17 protein-coding genes are annotated in these 17,919 nt (G+C 63.2%); 11 read left to right on the forward strand and 6 right to left on the reverse strand.

Annotated features, from left to right (window positions below; translation table 11 throughout):
- Positions 1 to 105 precede the first annotated feature (105 nt).
- Positions 106 to 1,158: an NAD(P)-dependent alcohol dehydrogenase gene (locus I5S59_RS25575; protein WP_197879053.1), complete on the reverse strand. Its 1,053-nt coding sequence runs from the start codon at positions 1,156 to 1,158 to the stop codon at positions 106 to 108.
- 178 nt (positions 1,159 to 1,336) lie between these two features.
- Here I5S59_RS25575 and I5S59_RS25580 point away from each other — a divergent pair, with 178 nt between their 5' ends.
- The gene (locus I5S59_RS25580; protein WP_197879054.1) at positions 1,337 to 2,242 is read left to right on the forward strand and encodes an AraC family transcriptional regulator; all 906 of its coding nucleotides are present in this window, start codon (positions 1,337 to 1,339) and stop codon (positions 2,240 to 2,242) included.
- 20 nt (positions 2,243 to 2,262) lie between these two features.
- Here I5S59_RS25580 and I5S59_RS25585 read toward each other — a convergent pair whose 3' ends face one another.
- A complete protein-coding gene (locus tag I5S59_RS25585; protein ID WP_197879055.1) occupies positions 2,263 to 2,583 on the reverse strand; it encodes a cupin domain-containing protein in 321 nt (106 codons plus the stop codon).
- Positions 2,584 to 2,655: 72 nt separating this feature from the next.
- Between I5S59_RS25585 and I5S59_RS25590 the strand changes: the two genes are divergently transcribed.
- From I5S59_RS25590 to chrA, 5 genes are all read left to right on the forward strand, one after another.
- Positions 2,656 to 4,560 (forward strand): M14 family metallopeptidase, encoded by a 1,905-nt coding sequence (locus I5S59_RS25590; protein WP_197879056.1) that lies wholly within the window; start codon positions 2,656 to 2,658, stop codon positions 4,558 to 4,560.
- Between the two features lie 82 nt (positions 4,561 to 4,642).
- Positions 4,643 to 5,659 (forward strand): helix-turn-helix transcriptional regulator, encoded by a 1,017-nt coding sequence (locus tag I5S59_RS25595; RefSeq protein WP_197879068.1) that lies wholly within the window; start codon positions 4,643 to 4,645, stop codon positions 5,657 to 5,659.
- A gap of 81 nt (positions 5,660 to 5,740) precedes the next feature.
- Positions 5,741 to 7,483, forward strand: a complete 1,743-nt coding sequence (locus tag I5S59_RS25600; RefSeq protein WP_197879057.1) for an amidohydrolase — start codon at positions 5,741 to 5,743, stop codon at positions 7,481 to 7,483.
- A gap of 89 nt (positions 7,484 to 7,572) precedes the next feature.
- Complete coding sequence (locus tag I5S59_RS25605; protein ID WP_197879058.1) at positions 7,573 to 8,313, forward strand: TorF family putative porin; 741 nt, start codon at positions 7,573 to 7,575, stop codon at positions 8,311 to 8,313.
- A gap of 26 nt (positions 8,314 to 8,339) precedes the next feature.
- Positions 8,340 to 9,536 (forward strand): chromate efflux transporter, encoded by a 1,197-nt coding sequence (gene chrA / locus I5S59_RS25610; RefSeq protein WP_197879059.1) that lies wholly within the window; start codon positions 8,340 to 8,342, stop codon positions 9,534 to 9,536.
- On the opposite strand, the gene I5S59_RS25615 is transcribed toward chrA, so the two are convergent.
- Complete coding sequence (locus tag I5S59_RS25615) at positions 9,533 to 9,832, reverse strand: DUF7693 family protein (RefSeq protein WP_197879060.1); 300 nt, start codon at positions 9,830 to 9,832, stop codon at positions 9,533 to 9,535. The genes chrA and I5S59_RS25615 overlap by 4 nt on opposite strands.
- A gap of 81 nt (positions 9,833 to 9,913) precedes the next feature.
- Here I5S59_RS25615 and I5S59_RS25620 point away from each other — a divergent pair, with 81 nt between their 5' ends.
- The 3 genes from I5S59_RS25620 (at position 9,914) to I5S59_RS25630 (ending at position 13,919) form a co-directional block, all read left to right on the forward strand.
- Positions 9,914 to 10,420, forward strand: a complete 507-nt coding sequence (locus I5S59_RS25620) for a sigma-70 family RNA polymerase sigma factor (protein ID WP_197879061.1) — start codon at positions 9,914 to 9,916, stop codon at positions 10,418 to 10,420.
- Positions 10,417 to 11,391 (forward strand): FecR domain-containing protein, encoded by a 975-nt coding sequence (locus I5S59_RS25625; protein WP_197879062.1) that lies wholly within the window; start codon positions 10,417 to 10,419, stop codon positions 11,389 to 11,391. Before I5S59_RS25620 ends, I5S59_RS25625 begins: the two co-directional genes overlap by 4 nt.
- A gap of 86 nt (positions 11,392 to 11,477) precedes the next feature.
- Positions 11,478 to 13,919 (forward strand): TonB-dependent siderophore receptor, encoded by a 2,442-nt coding sequence (locus I5S59_RS25630; protein ID WP_197879063.1) that lies wholly within the window; start codon positions 11,478 to 11,480, stop codon positions 13,917 to 13,919.
- A gap of 49 nt (positions 13,920 to 13,968) precedes the next feature.
- On the opposite strand, the gene I5S59_RS25635 is transcribed toward I5S59_RS25630, so the two are convergent.
- Together I5S59_RS25635 and I5S59_RS25640 are read right to left on the reverse strand one after the other, a co-directional pair.
- Complete coding sequence (locus I5S59_RS25635) at positions 13,969 to 14,355, reverse strand: hypothetical protein (RefSeq protein WP_197879064.1); 387 nt, start codon at positions 14,353 to 14,355, stop codon at positions 13,969 to 13,971.
- An 85-nt stretch (positions 14,356 to 14,440) separates the two neighbouring features.
- Entirely contained in the window at positions 14,441 to 15,175 is a 735-nt protein-coding gene (locus I5S59_RS25640; protein WP_197879065.1) for a hypothetical protein, read from the reverse strand.
- A gap of 123 nt (positions 15,176 to 15,298) precedes the next feature.
- Between I5S59_RS25640 and I5S59_RS25645 the strand changes: the two genes are divergently transcribed.
- Both I5S59_RS25645 and I5S59_RS25650 read left to right on the forward strand, forming a co-directional pair.
- The gene (locus I5S59_RS25645) at positions 15,299 to 15,856 is read left to right on the forward strand and encodes a MarR family winged helix-turn-helix transcriptional regulator (RefSeq protein ID WP_197879066.1); all 558 of its coding nucleotides are present in this window, start codon (positions 15,299 to 15,301) and stop codon (positions 15,854 to 15,856) included.
- Between the two features lie 5 nt (positions 15,857 to 15,861).
- Entirely contained in the window at positions 15,862 to 16,542 is a 681-nt protein-coding gene (locus tag I5S59_RS25650) for an MOSC domain-containing protein (RefSeq protein WP_197879067.1), read from the forward strand.
- Between the two features lie 20 nt (positions 16,543 to 16,562).
- Here the strand turns inward: I5S59_RS25650 and I5S59_RS25655 are convergent, their stop codons facing one another.
- The gene (locus I5S59_RS25655; RefSeq protein ID WP_128325238.1) at positions 16,563 to 17,636 is read right to left on the reverse strand and encodes an NAD(P)-dependent alcohol dehydrogenase; all 1,074 of its coding nucleotides are present in this window, start codon (positions 17,634 to 17,636) and stop codon (positions 16,563 to 16,565) included.
- Between the last annotated feature and the right edge of the window lie 283 nt (positions 17,637 to 17,919).

Genomic DNA, 17,919 nt, shown 5'->3' on the forward strand with positions numbered 1-17,919 from the left:
CCCCCGCCCCCCCCCCCCCCCGCCCGCTCGCGCCCAACCCCGGGCTCACCCCCCCCCTTTTCTCCTTTTGGGGCCGGGGGCCGCCCCGCCCCCCCCGCAACTGCTTCAAGCCTTGAGCGTGGCCATGTCGATCACAAAGCGGTACTTCACATCCCCGGCAATCATCCGGCTGTAGGCTTCGTTGATGTGGCGGATGTCGAGCATCTCGATATCGCAGCGAATGTCATGCTCGGCGCAGAACGCCAGCACTTCCTGGGTCTCGGCGATACCGCCGATCAGCGAGCCGGCCAGTACCCGGCGCTTGAGCACCAGATTGGCCGCATGCAGGGCCGGGTCTACCGGTTCGATCAGCCCCACCAGAATGTGCACACCGTCGAACTTCAGGGTCTGCAGGTAGGGGTTTAGGTCGTGCTGGACCGGGATGGTGTCGAGCAGAAAGTCGAAGTGATCGGCCGCTGCCTGCATTTGTGCCGCGTCAGTCGAAACGATGACGTGATCGGCACCCTGGCGCCGCGCTTCTTCGGCCTTGCTGGCCGAGCGGGTGAACAGGGTGACTTCGGCGCCCATGGCCTTGGCGAACTTGATGCCCATGTGGCCGAGGCCACCCATGCCGAGGATGCCGACACGGTGCCCCGGCTTGACCCCGTAGTGTTTGAGCGGCGAGTAGGTGGCGATGCCGGCACAGAGGATCGGTGCCGCGCCCGCCAGGTCCAGGGCGTCAGGGATGCGCAGGACGAACCGCTCGCTGACCACGATACTGTCGGAGTAACCGCCCATGGTGTTGCTGCCGTCCACCCGGTCCGGGGTGGCGTAGGTCATGGTCGGGCCTTCCAGGCAGTATTGCTCGAGGTCTGAATGGCAGGCATCGCAGTGCTGGCAGGAGTCGACCATGCAGCCAACGCCGACACGGTCACCGACCTGGTAGCGGCTGACCTGAGTACCGACTGCGCTGACCCGGCCGACAATCTCGTGACCCGGCATCAGCGGGTACACGGCAATGCCCCACTCGTTGCGGGCCTGGTGGATGTCCGAGTGGCACACGCCACAGTAGAGAATCTCGATGGCCACATCGTCAGGGCGCAGGCTGCGGCGCTGGAAGCTCATAGGCGCCAGTGGCGCGATGGCGGACTGGGCGGCGTAACCGATGGCTGTGTACATAAGACCTCAGTAAAACGATAAACGGTTGAGGCTGCGCATTCTGCGCCGGGGCAGGGGGGCTGCCCACCGTCATTCCTCCGCCTGTCATGCCTAAAGCTCCTGATTCGCCCGGCACGTGCATACGCCAGGCCGCAGAGCTGCGATGATGCCAGTGTGTATTCCTCCGCCTTGGGTTCCCATGCAACTGACTCGCCACGTTGATGCCAACGCCACCTTGTGTTCCCTGATCCGCGCGCTGGCCGTGCGTCCGGGCTTTGTCGACACACGCCTGCCCCAGGTGCAGGTGCTTTCGGCCAGCCACTATGTGGCGAGCAGCCCGCAAATTTACGAGCCGAGCCTGATGATCCTCGCCCAGGGCAGCAAGCTGGCGCGCCTGGGGCCACGGACCCTGGAATACGGCGCCGGGCATTACCTGGTGCAGGCGCTGTCGGTGCCGTTCATGTGCGAGACCTTTGCCACGGCCGATGAGCCGTTGCTCGGGGTGTCCGTGGCGATCGATCGCGTGGTGCTGGGTGAGCTGGTGCAGAACATGGGCTTGCCGGGCGATCAGGCGATCAAGGCGCAGACCCCCGAGTCGATGACGTCCGCCGCGCTGGACGAGGTCATGCGCGACAGTGTCGAACGCCTGCTGCGCTGCTTGCAGGATCCGCTCGACAGTCAGGTGATGGGCGCTGCGCGGGTACGCGAAGTGCTCTATGTGGCACTGCGCGGGCCGCAGGCCGGGGTACTGCGGGCACTGGTGGAGCAACAGGGCCACTTCGCGCGTATTGCCGCAGCGTTGAGCTACCTGCGTGAACACTATGCCGAGCCGTTGAGCGTCGAGGCCCTGGCCGGTTGCGCCAACATGAGCGCGTCGACTTTCCATGAGCACTTCAAGCGCTGCACTCTGCTGTCACCGATGCAGTACCTCAAGCGTTTGCGCCTGCTCAAGGCCCAGCAGATGCTGATCGGCGAAGGCATGGGCGTGGCGCAGGTGGCGCACCGGGTCGGCTATCAAAGCACCTCGCAGTTCAGCCGCGAGTACAAGCGCCACTTTGATCGCAGCCCCGGCGAAGAGCAGCCCTACCTCAGTCTTTCAGCCTGACTTCGCGGGTGGCCCATTCACTACCCAACGTGCACCGCCAGCCACACGCTGGCCTGGTGGCTGTCGGTCCATTCCACCCGGTGCCGGCAGTGTGCCGGGATCTCGACAACGGCGCCGGGGCCCAGCACGCGCACGCAGGCTTCATGCTCCAGGCGCAAGCCTGCCGAACCGCTGAGCAACAGCACCCACTCGTCCTGCGGCTGGTCATACCAGAACCCGGCCGGGCTGGCCTGGCCATGGGAAACGATCCGCTCGATGCGCAGGCCCGGCCGGGTCAGCAGCTCGTCGAAATGTTCCTGCGCGGTGGCGGCGGGGAGGGGGAACAACAGGTTGTCGAGCATCGCGGTATGACCCTCGTCTGGCGGTGAATTTAGGTTTAATGTGGCGTCTGCCACTCATGATAGGGATTCATCATGAAACAACCGCTTTTGCAGCCTCTGTATGTCGCGATGTTGATGGGCATGTGCCTGCCAGCCTTGGCCGCGTTGCCCAGCGCACCGTCCTATATTGACGATAGCGGCTACCTGCAGGCCGCCAAGCAGCGCATTCTGCCTGCGATGTTCGAGCAGACCCTGAAGAGCACGCGTTACATCGCCGCAGCGGATAACCCGCTGATCACCGAGGCTGAAGCCAGCCAGTTCAACCAGACCAGCAACTACCCGCAGACCCGCGACTACCTGACCAGGCTGGCGGCGGCGTCCGGTGGCAGCATTGTCCTGCACGAGCTGCCGGAGAAAAGTGCCGAAGGCCATTCGATGGTCATGGCCATCGCCTCGCTGGAGGTCGACAAGTCGCCGGCCGGGCTCAACGAGTCGGGCAAGCCGACGATTTTTGTCGAAGCGGAGATCCACCCGGGCGAGGCCAATGGCAAAGACGCCATGTTCATGCTGCTGCGCGACATGACCACGGGTGAAAAGCCGTTGGCCGACCTGCTGGCGAAGGTCAACATCCTCTTCATTCCCACCGTCAACATCGACGGCGACCTGCGCCGCAGTGCCTACGGGCGGATCAACCAGAACGGGCCGCAGGAAACCGGCTGGCGGGTCAACGGTTTGAACTACAACCTCAACCGCGACTTCACCAAGCTCGACAGCGCCGAGATCCGCAACGTGGCCTGGGTGTTCAATACCTATGACCTGAGCTTTTTTGCCGATACCCATTCCACCGACGGTGCGATGTACCCGTACGACAGCTCCTATTGCCACAACGGCAACGGCTGGTCGCCGGCCAGCAGCGCCTGGATGGACAACGTCATGCGCGCGCCGGTGTACACCGCGCTGCAGGCCGACGGCCATGTGGTGCACGAGTGCATCAGTCTCAACGACAACCAGGACCCGACCCAGGGTTACTACCCGTACCGCACCGACTTCGCCCGGTTTTCCAACCAGTACGGCGACATTCGCAACGTGCCCTCGATACTCATCGAGCAACATGCGCTGCACCCTTACCAAACCCAGGTACTGGGCAACTACGTGATGCTCAAAAGCATGATCCAGGTGATTGGCGAGCAGTCGGCGTCGCTGAAGGAGGCGATCCGCCAGGACCGCGAACGCCTGGAAACCCAGCAGGATGTGGTCCTCACCTGGAAGCCCGGCAAAGCCCAGACAACGCCGTTCAGTGTTGGCGACTACCGCTACGAACAGTCGCCCATTACCGGCGCCAAGACCATCGTCTGGAGCAACAAGCCCAAGCAGTTGACCGTGCCGGTAACCGGCAACACCGAGCCCGACCTGGTCACCAAGCGTCCTCAGCAGTACGTGGTGCCGGGGCAGTGGCGCGAGGTCATCGCCCGGCTCAAGGCGCATGGCATCCAGATGACCACCCTGGAGCAACCGACGACCAAGGCCGTGACCCTGTATCGCATGGACAACGTCAAGATAGCCGGCGGTTTCGAGCCTGACCGAGCACAAGCCAACCAGATCCCCGGTTACGAAGGACGGCTGCCGGTCAGCGGCGTGGCCAAGCCTTTCGAGCGCTTGCAGACCTTTCCCGCAGGCTCGGTGCTGATCGACGTGGACCAACCCCTGGGGGTGCTGGCCGTTAACCTGCTGTACCCCGAAAGCCCGGACTCGTTCTGGGCCTGGGGCTTTTTCAACTCGACCCTGGTGGTGGCCGAGGAGCCTGAGGAGTACGTGATGGAGCCGATGGCGCGCAAGATGCTGGCCGAAAGCCCGGAGTTGAAGGCCGAGTTCGAGAAGAAGCTCAAGGACGATAAAGTCTTCGCCTCCAGCCCTAGCGCGCGCTTGCACTGGTTCTACCAGCGCACGCCGTTTTATGACGTAAATGCCTATGTCTACCCGGTAGGAACGGTGTACTGAGGCTTGCGTGCGAGGGCGTGGACGCTGGCGTCTGCGCTGTGGCATGTTGCCGTTCTCAGGCCAGGCAGTGTTCGGGGAAATGATGGTGGTGGACGGAGCAGGCAGTACGCAGTTTTCGCTGGCAACGTTGCAAGCCTTCAATCGCTGCGTGCTGCAGCTGGCGAACCTGGCGCGCGAAGCGGGAGGCTCGCATTTCATTGCCGACGGCCTGCGGGCGTTTCGCCAGTTGGTGCCGTTCGCGTCGTCCTGGTGGGGGGAGATGTCCGGCGTCGCCGGCAGCGTAGCCCCACAGAACTGGATGCACGGACGCATCGACCTCCCGCCGGCGTTTGCGGTGGAGTGGCGCGAGGTGGCCGGGCACGACAGTTTTGCCATGGACACCCTGAGCAAGCCGGGAAAAGTGGTGCGCGACAGCGAGTTCACCGACCCGGTTGAAGCGGTCAACGACTTTGCCCGGCGCTACGACCTTTACCACCTGATGAGCATCTCGTTCGAGCTGCCGGACAGCAACCTGACGTTTTTCGTCTGCCTGTACCGGGGTGAACACGAAGTGGCCTTCAGTGCCCAGGAGGAAGCGCTGTTTGCCGCGTTCTGCGAACACTTGCTGCAGCTGTGGCGATTCCAGGTGCAGGACATGATCCGCAGCGATACGGCCAACGGCGCCAACGACTTTGCCGTGGCGCGACTGGACGGCAGTCTGCTGTACATCGGTGCACGATTGCTGGCGGTGATGGAGCGCGAAGTGCCGGGTTGGCACGGTTCGCAATTGCCGCCAGCGGTCATTGCGCAGTTTGCCCAGGTGCCCTGCGTGATGCGCCTGGGACGTAGCGCCCTGACGCTGAGCGCCAACGCCGAACATGTAATCCTCTCGCTTGAGCCGGCCGCGCCAGGGGTGGTGTTGGCACCGCGTGAGCGCACCGCGGCGATGCTGTTCGCCGCCGGTCATTCGTACAAGGAAATCGCCCGCATCCTGTCGTTGAGCCCGGCCACGGTGCGCACCTACCTGCGCAACTGCTACGCGCAACTGGGGGTCAAAAGCAAGGTGGAACTGGGCTCGGCCTTGCGTTCGCCGGCAACGCTTGCAGAAAAAACCGCCTGACCCTCCTCATTTGCGGAGGTCCGTTCTGTTGTTGTGCGCGCTAGGGTGTGCCCAGCCCGATAACAACAAGAGAGCGTTCCGATGCAACGATTGATTCCCAACCTGCTGGCCGCCGCGCTGGCCTGTTCTTCCTTCTACGCGATGGCTGCCGCCGACCTGGTGCTGGTCAACGGCAAGGTGTACACCGCCGAGCCCGGTCAGGCCCTGATGCAGGCGGTGGCGATCAAGGATGGCAAGATCCTGCAGGTCGGCAGCGATGCGCAGATCAACGCCCTGGCCGATGCCGGCACGCAACGCATCGACCTGGCGGGCAAGGTGCTGATGCCCGGCATGATCGACACCCACAGCCATCCGGTGTTTGCCGGCGCGGCGACGCTGGGGGCCAATCTGGAGGACGAGGTCAAACCCGTACCGGAGCTGGAGCAATGGATCCTGGAGCAGGTCAGGGAAGGCCGTGGACGTGCCGATGATGTGATCAGCATTGCCGGGGTGAGTTCGGCGTACTGGGAGCAGAACCAGGCACTGGCCAAGGTCTTCAACCAGGGGCGCTGGGCCGATCAGCCGCTGGTGCTGGGCGGCATCGATGGCCACACTGGCTGGGCCAACAACGCCATGCTCAAGCGCCTTAACATCGATGCGGCGGCGGTCAAGGCTATGTCGGAAAAAGACCGTGGCTACGTTGGCCACGCTACCGACTTCACCCCCAATGGCAATTTTTCCGAAGCGGGCTGGGACCGGGTGCGCAGCCAGATTCCGGCGGCCAGCAAAGACTTCATGCTCAAGGCCGCCCGTGAGGCGGTGCGCATCAACAACCAGTACGGGGTTACCGCCTGGATGGATGCAGCGTCAAACGCCGGCAGCGATGATTCGCTGTTTGACTTCAAGGCCACGGCGCACAGCTACGGCGTATTGCCGCTGTACCGCGAGCTGGCCGAAAACGGCGAGCTGAGTGCCCATGTCGCGGCGTTGCTGCTGACCAACTCGAGGAGCACGCCGGCCGACCTTGAAGTGCTGGACACGGTGAAGAAAACCTTCGAAGGCGTGCCCAATCTGAGCTTTCCCGGGATCAAGATTTTCGTTGACGGTGTTCTGGAATACCCCGGGCAAACCGCTGCGATGCTGGCGCCCTATAAAAACAGCGGTAAGCGCGGTGAGCTGCTGATCGACCCGGCGCACTTTGGCGAGCTGGTGGTAGCCGCCGAGAAGCGTGACTGGATCGTGCACATGCATGCGGTCGGTGACCGTGCCGTACAGGAATCGCTCAACGGCGTGGCCTATGCACGCAAGCTCGACAGCACCCCCAGAGGCCACAGCATCACCCACCTGCAAGTGGTCGATCCCAAGGACTTCCCGCGCTTCAAGCAGTTGGGCGTGATTGCCTCGATGCAGTTGCTCTGGGCGACGGGGGAGAACTACACCGTCGAACTGGTCAAGCCTTACATCAGCGCCTCGGCCTACAGCCATCAATACCCGGCGCACTCGCTGCTGCAGGCCGGTGCAACGATCGCCGGTGCCAGTGACTGGCCGGTGTCCAGCCCCAACCCATGGAACGCCATTGCCCAGGCCATCACCCGCAAGGGCCCGCTGGGGGTGCTCAATGCCAAGGAAAGCATCGACCGCCAGGCGATGTTCCAGGCTTATACCCTCAACGCGGCGAAAACCTTGCGCCTGGAGCAGCAGATCGGCTCGCTGGCGCCTGGCAAGCAGGCCGACCTGATCGTCCTCGACCGCGATGTGTTCAGCGTCGACAACGACGCGCTGTTCGACACCAAAGTGCTCAAGACCTTTTTCGCCGGCAAGCAGGTCTACGCCCCGGCCTCCTGACCTCCCACCAGCAACACCGTTCGGCCCCTTGCAGTGCGAGGGGCTCGCTATCGCTTTGCCCTGACAATCAATAACAACAAGGGTTGTGTATGAACGCACGTGCCATCTTTACCGCCGCCAGCCTGCTGCTGGCTCCATTGTCCGGCCAGGCCCTGACCCTGAGCGAGGACTACACCCTGGAAATCGACCTTGCCGCCGTCAGCGACTATCGCTCCCGCGGCATCTCGCAAACCCTCGGCGACCCGGCGCTGCAGGGCGGCGCGACACTGATCCACAGCAGCGGCCTGTACCTGGGGGCCTGGACCTCGAATGTCGACTACGGCTATGACTTCAAGACCCGACAGGAAGTGGACTACTACGCCGGCTGGTACTGGCAGGCCACTGATGCCATCAGCCTGGACCTTGGCTACCTCAAGTACAGCTACCCCAAGGAAGGCCAGTTCAACATGAGCGAGGTCTACGCCATCCTCGACCTGTACGGGGTCAAGCTGGGTGCCTACTACTCCAGTGATGCCCCCAACGCGTTCGGCGAAGACCAGGACACGCTGTACAGCTACCTCGGCTACAGCTTTGCCTTGCCGGCCGAGGTCGGGCTGGAGTTGCGCCTGGGGTACAACGACGTAAAAGACCCGGCGTTCTGGTCGGCCAGCGGCGACAACCGCGACAGTTACTACGAGTGGGAGGCCAAGCTGACCCGCGCGTTTTTCGGCATCACCTGGGGGGTGAGCTACATCGATACCGACCTGTCGAAAAGCGAGTGCCTGGGCTGGTATGGCTATGACGATCTGTGCTCGGCTACAGTGGTGGTCAGTGCCAGCAAGATCTTCTGACCTCACCCACTGCGCCAGAGCAATGCATGCCGTCACCGCGTCCGGACGACCACACCCCGTGGCAGATCTTTCTGATTTTCCTGCGCCTGGGCCTGACCTCATTTGGCGGCCCGGTTGCGCACCTGGGCTATTTTCGTGACGAGTTCGTCGTGCGCCGTCGTTGGCTTGGCGAGCATAGCTATGCCGACCTGGTCGGGCTTTGTCAGTTCCTGCCAGGCCCCGCCAGCAGCCAGGTCGGTATTGCCCTGGGGCTCTCCCGCGCCGGGTATCGCGGTGCACTGGCGGCATGGGCTGGCTTTACCTTGCCATCGGCGCTGGTGCTGATCGCCCTGGCCCTGGGCATTGCCAGTTCGGCACAGGTCATCCCCGAAGGTGTGCTTCACGGGCTCAAGGTGGTGGCGGTGGCCGTGGTGGCGCAAGCGGTGTGGGGGATGGGCCGTAGCCTGTGCGCAAGCAGCGCGCGGCTGGCGTTGATGGCTGTTGTCACCGCTTTGGTGCTCTGGATGCCATCGGTCTGGACTCAGGTCGCGGTGATTGCCGGCGCCGGGGTGGTCGGGGTGTGGCTGTTCAAACCGCAGCAGCAGGCCGATCCCGCACCGTTGACGACTGGCGTCAGCCGGTGGGCAGCCCTGTGCTGTCTGGGCGTATTCCTGGCCTTGCTGGTAGGGCTGCCGCTATTGGCCGCACTGTGGCCCGACCCAACCCTGAAAATGGTCGATGCCTTTTATCGCAGTGGTGCCCTGGTGTTTGGCGGCGGTCATGTGGTGCTGCCATTGCTGCAGGCCGAGGTGGTGTCCAGCGGCTGGGTGAGCAAGGCGACATTTCTTGCCGGCTACGGCGCCACCCAGGCGATGCCTGGTCCGCTGTTTACCTTCGCTGCATTTCTCGGGGCGTCGATGCCGGGGCCGCTGCCTGGCTGGATAGGCGGCTTGCTGGGGCTGGTTGCGATCTTCAGCTCATCGTTTTTGCTGGTATTCGGCGCGTTGCCGTTCTGGGCGCAATTACGGCATAACCTGCGTATGCAATCAGCGATGCAGGGTGTTAATGCCGCGGTGGTGGGACTGCTGCTGGCGGCGCTGTACCAGCCGGTGTGGACCAGTGCCATTGTGCAGCCTGCAGATGTTGTACTGGCGCTGCTGGCCCTGCTGGCGTTGATGACTCTCAAGCTGCCAGCCTGGCTGGTGGTTGCCGGCTGCGGCCTGGTCGGCTGGTGGCTGAGCTAGCCCGGTTGCTCCAGCAAGCGCTCGATCTGGGCCATTTCCCAGGTGCTGAGCAAGCTGACCGGGTCGGTGCCGTAGCGCTGCCAGGTATCCAGCGAACCTTTGCGGCCATCGGGGTGATGACAGCATTCGCAGTGGTGCAGGCGGCTGCCTTCGAAATCCAGCAGCAATTGCCAGCCTTCGATGTCGACCCAGACCCGCTCATTGGCCTCGGGGCGCTCCAGTTTCTGCAGCCGGCGCACGCCCATGGCCGCGTCGCGCAACTGCTGGTAAACCTCTCGGGGAAACAGGGTGGGCATGGCTAACCTTGTGTGGGGGATTGTATATTCACAGTGCCATCACGATAATGAGACTAATTACCATTAGCGTGTGATGCCGTTGTGACCAGCACTGTCGACTCCAAGGCTCTCGTGGCCGACCTGTACAGCGATCATCATCGCTGGTTGCGCGCCTGGCTGTATCGCCGGCTGAACTGTCCGCATGACGCGGCGGATCTGACACAGGATACCTTCGTCCGGGCCATGGGCAGTAGTGCCTTGCCGGTGATCGAGGAACCCCGCGCGTTTCTTGCCACGGTGGCCCGCCGGCTGCTGAGCAACCTGTTCCGCCGGCGTGCGCTGGAGCAGGCGTACCTGGAGGAGCTGGGACGGCTGCCGGAACACTGCATGCCCTCGGCCGAGGACGTGCTGCTGGTGCGTGAAGCCTTGGCGCTAATCGACCGACTGCTTGATGGTTTGCCCGCGCGGGCACGTCACGCGTTTATCCTGCACCGCCTGGAAGGGTTGACCCAACCGGCCATTGCCGAGCGGCTGGGAGTGTCGCTGGCCTCGGTCGAACGCGATCTGCGCCGGGCATTCCTGCATTGCCTGAGTGAGCCCGGCGAATGAGCCGACTGCCGATCGACCGCGTCACCCGTGAGGCCATCGACTGGTTGCTCAAGCTGGAGCGGGCCCCGGCGGGTAGCCCGCTGCAATCAGCCTTTGACTGCTGGCTGCGGCGCTGCCCGACGCATCAACTTGCCTGGCAACGGGTCAACGCCGTGATGGAGGCGCCACTGGCAGACCTGCACCAGGCCGAACAGCGCACGCCAGGGCAATTGGCGCTAGCCAGCCGCAGCCTGCGTGAACTGCCCGCGACATCGCGGCGCAAGGTGCTCGGCGGTGGTTTGGCGATGTTGCTGCTCGGGCTTGGTAGTGCCGGCATCGCTCATCGGCGCACGCCGCTCAATGACGTGCTGGCCGATTTGCACACCGGTACCGGCGAACGGCGGACCTTCACATTGGCGGACGGTTCGCGCCTGCGCCTGAATGCCCGAAGTGCCGTGGACCTGCGTTTCAACGCCAGTCACCGCCTGGTCGTGCTGCGTGCGGGTGAGTTGCAGGTCGACGTCACGCCTGAGCCGGGCAGGCCGTTTATCGTGGCTACCGCCCAGGGGCAAGTGCAGGCCCTGGGCACGCGCTTCAGCGTACGTCAGGACGAGGGCGACAGCCTGGTTGCCGTACAACAGCACAGTATTTTGCTCAGTACCGGCAACGCCGCCGCCCTGCGGGTCGAGGAAGGCCAGGCGTTTCGCTTTGACGGGCTGCGCAGCGAAGCCGTGGTGCCGTCCTTGCGCACCCGTGCGAGCTGGGCCGAAGGCCGCGTGGATGTGCGTGACGAGCCGTTGGGCGACCTGATCGACGCCCTGCGCCCGTACCGCGCCGGGTTGCTGCGCGTCAGCCCGCAAGCGGCAAAGATCCGGGTGTATGGCAGCTTTCCGCTGGACGACACAGAGCGCACCTTGCTCTCGCTCAGTGAAACCTTGCCGATCCGTGTCGACAGCCTTGGCAGCTGGTTGACCCGCATCGATGTGATCTGATTTTAAAAAACTGTGTGGACCGTGAGGGGATCCGGGCCGTGGCGTGTCCTCGTTATGGACAACAACTTTGAACGAGTTCCCACACCATGCCCGATTCAATGATCCGCCCCAGCTTGCTGGCCCTGGCCATCGCCCTGGGCGGCGCTGTACCGTTGAGCGCCCTCGCGCAGAACGACAGCAGCGTCAGTGCCACTCAGACCTTCGACATCGCCGCCGGGGATCTGGGCGAAAGCCTCAGCCGCATTGCGCGTCAGTCGGGCCGCGTGCTGTCGGTAAAACCCGAACTGGTGCAGGGCAAGCAGGCGCCACTGGTGCGTGGCCAGTTCACTCCGGAGCAGGCGGCCAGCTACGCCTTGCGCGGCAGCGGCCTGAACCTGAGCATTACCGCGGGCGGCACCTGGAGGCTGGTACCGGCGGCGCAAGGTGATGCGCTTGAGTTGGGCGCTACACAGATCACCGGGCAAGGCGGTGAAAGCGCCGGGGGGCCGGTGGTGGGGTACGTGGCCAAACGTACTGGCACCGCGACCAAGACCGATACGTCGGTGCTGGAAGTGCCGCAAACCATCAACATCATCACCCAGGATGAAATCACGGCGCTGGGCTCGCAGTCGGTGACCCAGGCCCTGCGCTATACGCCGGGCATCACCGGTGGCGGATTCTCCGATCGCGTCGGTATCTTTGACGAGCCGACTTCCCGTGGTTACTCGCCGACACCGCTGTACCTGGACGGCCTGCATTTGCCGTATGGCGGTGGCAGCACCGGTGGCGCCCTGCAGATCGACCCGTACCTGCTTGAACGTATCGAGGTAATGAAGGGGCCATCATCGGTGCTGTATGGGCAGAACCAGCCGGGCGGCCTGATCAACATGGTGTCCAAGCGTCCCACCGAAACGCCCATTCGTGAAGTCAAACTCGGTGGCGGCAGCCAGGACCGGCGCGCAGCGGCCTTCGACCTCGCCGGGCCACTGGACGATCAGGGTGAGTTTCTCTATCGCCTGACCGGTAACGGTTTCGACAAGAACGGCGAGATCGATTACGTCGAACAACAGCGCTACGTACTGGCGCCCAGCCTTACCTGGAGCCCCAACGATCAAACGCGGCTGACCCTGTACGGCCACTACCAGAAAGACAATGGCGTGCCCGAGGCCCAGGGGTTGCCGGCGATCGGTACGCTGTACAGCAGCCCCAATGGCCGGATCAAGCGCAGCCGCTTTATTGGCGAGCCCGGCGTCAACGCTTACGATCGCGAGCAGTACGCCTTTGGCTACGAGCTGAGCCATGCGCTGAACGACATCTGGACGCTCAAGCAGAACACGCGCTACGCCTATGTCGACGATCATTACCGGGCGCCGTTGCACGGCTACCGCTTTGTCACCAACCCGCAAACCGGGGCCGACGACCAGCGCTACCAGACGCGTTATGGCGTGGACTGGAAGCAGCGCAACAAGGTGTTTGGCGTGGATAACATCGCCCAGGCGACGTTCAATACCTTTGATGTGGCGCACACCCTGCTGGTCGGTGTCGACTACTACCATTCAAATTCCAGGTTCCTCGGGCTGTACGATCGCAACCCGCCGATCATTGACCTGTACGACCCGGTCTACGGCCAGCCGATGAACTTCGGCCAGCCGTTCAACTGGGACAACACCACGACCCAGACCGGCCTGTATGTCCAGGATCAGCTGAAATGGGACAACTGGTTCCTGACCCTGGGCGGCCGCTATGACTGGGCCGAGGTGGATACTCGCGAACCCATCGCCGGCAACTTCAGCAACGTCAAGGACGAGAAATTCACCGGGCGTGCCGGGCTGGGCTACTCGTTCGACAACGGCGTGACGCCGTATGTGAGTTACAGCGAGTCGTTCCTGCCGTTGAGTGGCACCGACAGCGATGGCAAACCGTTCGAACCGTCGACCGGCAAGCAGGTGGAGGCAGGGATCAAGTATCAGCCGCCCGGGCAGGACAGTTTTGTCCAGCTGTCGGTGTACGAGATCAAGCAGCAGAATGTGCTGACCAGCGATCTGGACAATGCCGGGTTCTACAGCCAGGTCGGCGAACTGCGTTCGCGCGGGGTGGAACTCGAAGGCAAGGCCAACCTGACCGACCACCTCGGAGTGATCGCGTCGGTGTCACGCAATGATGTCACCTACACCAAGGACAATGATGGCCGTGAGGGGCGCCATCCGGCAGGTACGCCGCCGCTGACGGCGTCGCTGTGGCTGGATTACCACTTTATCGGTGATACGCCGCTGGCTGGCCTGGGGTTGGGGCTGGGCGCGCGTTATGTCCGCAGCAGTGACGGCAGCGACTATGCCGAGGACCATTTCTCGATTCCGTCCTATACGGTGTACGACGGGATGATTTCCTATGATTTGCAGCAGTCGCCGTTGCGTCTTAAAGGGGTGAAGGTGCAGGTGAACCTGCAGAACCTTGAGGACAAGGTATACGTGAGCCGCTGTACCAGTGATGTGGACTGCTACTACGGGGAAGGGCGCACGATTACCACGGACCTGACCTACAACTGGTAGGGGGTGGCTACACGCATGCAAAACCCGCGTGCGTGATCGGCAAGTCGCCTCATGCGTCACGCAGCAAGTCGTGGGCGTCGAGCAGGCGATAGGCAATTTCCGGCTCGCGCTCAAGCGCGCGGCGGATGGCGGCGGGGATGCTCTGGCGGGTCTTGCGGCACAGGCCCGGCAGGTCGTCGATGTGGATGTTGAAGCCGCGCATGGTGCGCACTTCGTTGTAGCTGGGGCTGATCTGCACGCGGATGCCAAGGTTTTCGTAAAGCTTGCGTTGCATGTGCTCCAGGTCGGCCAGGTTGCGCACGTTTTCCAGTCGCTCGAGCAGGCGCTTTTCTTCCTGCCGGGTGAGCAGCAGGATGCGCGTGTCCCGCAGCGTTTCACGCCCGCAATCGCAGGCGCCGGGCGGGCAGGGGGTGCGGGTTGGCAGGGAGGCATTCATGCCCATCAGCATAGCGATGCCGACAGGCTTTTGCCCAGAGGCGAGTCGCAGCCTGTCGTCGGGCGGCTCGCCCGGGGTGGACGGCTTATTCCTGCTTGAGTTTCCAGGTGCCCGGCAACGACAGGTCGCCGGAGCTGATGTCCCACACGCTGCTGACGCACAGCAACGGGTTGTGCAGGTCGGCGTTGACCTTCAGCGCGGCGGTTACACCGTCATAGTTGAACGTCTGCGGGAAGCCCACGGCTGCCAGCGGCACGCTGATCTGCGCCGCGTTCTTGTCTACGTTCAGCGCGTAGCCGGGTGAGTCGATGTAGATCGGCGCACCTGGCCAGGTAGCCGGCAGTTTCGGTTTTGCCCCCTTGGGGATGTCACGCACCTTCAGGCCACTCGGGCCGCAGCTTTCATCCTTGCTCAACACCACCCAGTGGGAGTGCCACAGACCACCGTCGTTGTCGGCCTTGCCATCGCGGTTTTCATCGAGTTGCGGGGTGTCATCGAAGTCCGGGTGCGACGTCAGCGCCAGGGCGAGGATCCCGGCCTTGGCCTCGAAGCCGACGCTGCTGCTGTCCAGGCTGGTGGGCCAGACATAGCTGTAGACCTCGGCACCGGCAAATGCGCCCTTGGCGCTGGGCAGGCGGCTGCCGGCCTTGCCGTCGACCAGTTGTTCGAACACCAGGTTATCGCCTTGCGTGAAGACACGCGTCTGGACCAGGTCGAATGCGGCTTCGGCGTTACCTTTGGCGCTGCTGATGCCTGGGCTTTCATGGGCCCAGACCTGGGTGGCGAGAAAACTCAACGTGAAGGCCAGTGTACGTTTCATGGGATGACTCCTGTGGTTTATGGTTTCGAATCGATACCAATAAGCCTAAGCTCATCCCGTCCTTTGTCAATATAGTATTTATTCGATACTATCTATCGACGTCATTAACCGAGGTCACCCATCGTGCTATTCGACCTGTTGGAAAGGTTGTCGAGCCTGACCCGCGTCTGGTTTCGCCAGCATCCGCTGCTGGCCGATCTCCAGCCGATTCAACTGAGTGCGTTGCTGTACCTGGCGCGTTGCAACCGCTACTCCAATACGCCGTTGGCGGTCACCGAATACCTGGGGCTGACCAAGGGCACCGTCTCGCAATCGCTAAAGGCCCTGGAAGCCAAGGGCCTGATCGTCAAGACCCAGGATGTGGCAGACAAACGCAGCGTGCACCTGAGCCTGACTGAACCGGCCCGGGCACTGCTTGGCGAAGTGATGCCACCGGACTTTCTTGCGGCCGCCAGCGTGCGCATGGGCACTGACGCCCAGGACTTGGAACACCTGTTGGGCGAGCTGTTGCGCACGATTCAGCGCAGCGAGAACGTACCGGGATTCGGCCTGTGCAAGACCTGTCGTTTCCACCGCAAGACCGCTACCGGTGGCTTCTGCGAATTGACCCAGGAGCCGCTGGCCGCGGCCGAACGCGAACTGATCTGCCGCGAGCATCAGCTTGCCGAATTGACGGAGTGACGCCGATGAAGCTTGAAACTGTCCTGACCGGCAAAGCTGTGCCGTTTACCCGGCCGGGTTCTGCCAGCGCTATCGCCAAACAACCGCGCAGCGGTGAGTTGGCGGTAACTGAACTGGGCCTTGCCGGTGACGAACAGGGCGATCTGCGGGTGCATGGCGGCAAGGACAAGGCCATCCATCATTACCCGCGCGAGCACTATGCGGTGTGGGCGGCGGAGTTGGGCGAGCTTGCGTTGTTGCAAGTGCCTGGTGCCTTCGGTGAAAACCTCAGCACGCATGGCTGGACCGAGCAGACGGTGTGCCTGGGCGATTGCGTGCGGGTCGGGACTGCGTTGCTGGAGGTGTCACAGGGACGCATGCCGTGCTGGAAGCTCAATGATCGCTTCGGGGTCAAGGACATGTCGTTGCGGGTGCAGCAGAGCGGGCGTACCGGTTGGTATTACCGGGTGCTGGAGGAGGGTGTGCTGGCGGCGGGGGATGCATTCGAGCTGATCGCGCGGCCGCATCCTCAGTGGTCGGTGGCGCGGCTGTCGTCGGTGCTGTTCGATAAGCGGATTGATCATGACATCATTCGCCAGTGCCTGGAGCTGCCACTGGTTCCGTCCTGGCGACGGACCCTGGAACGCCGCCTGGACCAGGCCGCAGTGGAAGACTGGGCCCCGCGTCTGCAGGGCCCAGGGGCGTAATCAGCGTTCTGTAAAGCTACTCAAGGGGTGATCGCGACCTTCATCACGCCATCGCGCTGGTGCGCAAACAGCTCGTAGGCGGCTTCGATATCATCCAGCTTGAAGCGGTGGGTAACCAGCGGCTTGAGGTCGACCGCGCCGCTGCTGACCACCTCCATCAACCGGCGCATGCGCTCTTTGCCGCCGGGGCACAGGGTGCTGACGATGCTGTAGTCGCCAAGGCCTGCACCAAAGGCCGACAGCGGCAGGGTCAGGTCAGTCGAATACACGCCCAGGCTCGACAACGTGCCACCTGGACGCAGCACCCGCATGGCCGATTCGAACGTGCCCTGGGTGCCAAGGGCTTCGATGGAGACATCGACACCGCGACCCTGGGTGAGGGCCATGATCTGCTCCACCACATTGCCTTGCTTGAAGTCGACCACATGCGTGGCGCCCAGTTGGCGGGCGACGGTCAGTCGCGCAGCAACGGTGTCGACGCCGATGATGGTGGTGGCGCCCATCAGGCGCGCTCCGGCCACGGCGCACAGGCCAATCGGCCCCAGGGCGAACACGGCGACCGTGTCACCAATGCGCACACCGCCACGCTCGGCGCCGGAGAAGCCGGTGGACATGATGTCCGGGCACATCAGTACCTGCTCATCACTCAGGCTGTCGGGGATCGGCGAGAGGTTGGCCATGGCATCGGGCACCAGCACGTATTCGGCCTGGGTGCCGTCGATGGTGTTGCCGAATTTCCAGCCGCCGGCGGCGCGAAAGCCGTGGGGCGTGCCCGGGCCATCTTGCGAGGAGCAGCCGCACAGGCAGGCGTAACTGTGCCCGCTAGGGGTGATGGCACCGGCGATGACCCGTTGCCCTTCGGTAAATCCCTGAACCTGGCTACCCAGTTTTTCAATGATGCCGACCGGCTCGTGACCGATGGTCAGGCCTTTGGCGACCGGGTATTCGCCGCGCAAAATATGCACGTCGGTGCCACACAGGGTAGTGGTGGTTATGCGCAGCAGCGCATCAGAGGGGCCGACATCGGGGATGGGTTTTTCATCGAGGACGATGCGGTTCTTTTCAACGAAGATTGCCGCTTTCATGCGGGACATGGCCATTTCTCCTGAACAGGTGTGCGTGGCGGGTGCGTGCAGTCTTCGTTCAGGGTGCGCGCTTGTGGGGTAGAAGGCTATTGATCAAGGTCAATGAGGGGGAAAGGTTTTCGCGAAGTCGCGGGGATGGCCATTTGTGGGAAGGGATGTTGTGAACTTATCCATTCCCTGTGGCGAGGCTGCTGGCCCCTTCCGCCCTTACGGCGGGTCCCTTTTGTCTTGGCAAAAGGAACCAAAACCGCCTGCTCCTGCATACGGCCCTACGCTGCGCTCCGGGTCCCTT

Origin of the sequence: Pseudomonas alkylphenolica (assembly GCF_016009175.1) — a bacterium.
In the GTDB taxonomy this organism is placed as follows: Bacteria; Pseudomonadota; Gammaproteobacteria; order Pseudomonadales; family Pseudomonadaceae; genus Aquipseudomonas; species Aquipseudomonas alkylphenolica_B.

Coding starts and splice junctions, on each gene's coding strand:
- I5S59_RS25630 (WP_197879063.1), top strand. CDS start 11,478: ATGCCCGATTCAATGATCCGCCCCAGCTTGCTGGCCCTGGCCATCGCC.
- I5S59_RS25600 (WP_197879057.1), top strand. CDS start 5,741: ATGCAACGATTGATTCCCAACCTGCTGGCCGCCGCGCTGGCCTGTTCT.
- I5S59_RS25625 (WP_197879062.1), top strand. CDS start 10,417: ATGAGCCGACTGCCGATCGACCGCGTCACCCGTGAGGCCATCGACTGG.
- I5S59_RS25650 (WP_197879067.1), top strand. CDS start 15,862: ATGAAGCTTGAAACTGTCCTGACCGGCAAAGCTGTGCCGTTTACCCGG.
- I5S59_RS25595 (WP_197879068.1), top strand. CDS start 4,643: ATGGTGGTGGACGGAGCAGGCAGTACGCAGTTTTCGCTGGCAACGTTG.
- I5S59_RS25605 (WP_197879058.1), top strand. CDS start 7,573: ATGAACGCACGTGCCATCTTTACCGCCGCCAGCCTGCTGCTGGCTCCA.
- I5S59_RS25655 (WP_128325238.1), bottom strand. CDS start 17,636: ATGTCCCGCATGAAAGCGGCAATCTTCGTTGAAAAGAACCGCATCGTC.
- I5S59_RS25635 (WP_197879064.1), bottom strand. CDS start 14,355: ATGAATGCCTCCCTGCCAACCCGCACCCCCTGCCCGCCCGGCGCCTGC.
- I5S59_RS25580 (WP_197879054.1), top strand. CDS start 1,337: ATGCAACTGACTCGCCACGTTGATGCCAACGCCACCTTGTGTTCCCTG.
- I5S59_RS25615 (WP_197879060.1), bottom strand. CDS start 9,832: ATGCCCACCCTGTTTCCCCGAGAGGTTTACCAGCAGTTGCGCGACGCG.
- I5S59_RS25585 (WP_197879055.1), bottom strand. CDS start 2,583: ATGCTCGACAACCTGTTGTTCCCCCTCCCCGCCGCCACCGCGCAGGAA.
- I5S59_RS25575 (WP_197879053.1), bottom strand. CDS start 1,158: ATGTACACAGCCATCGGTTACGCCGCCCAGTCCGCCATCGCGCCACTG.
- I5S59_RS25640 (WP_197879065.1), bottom strand. CDS start 15,175: ATGAAACGTACACTGGCCTTCACGTTGAGTTTTCTCGCCACCCAGGTC.
- I5S59_RS25590 (WP_197879056.1), top strand. CDS start 2,656: ATGAAACAACCGCTTTTGCAGCCTCTGTATGTCGCGATGTTGATGGGC.
- chrA (WP_197879059.1), top strand. CDS start 8,340: ATGCCGTCACCGCGTCCGGACGACCACACCCCGTGGCAGATCTTTCTG.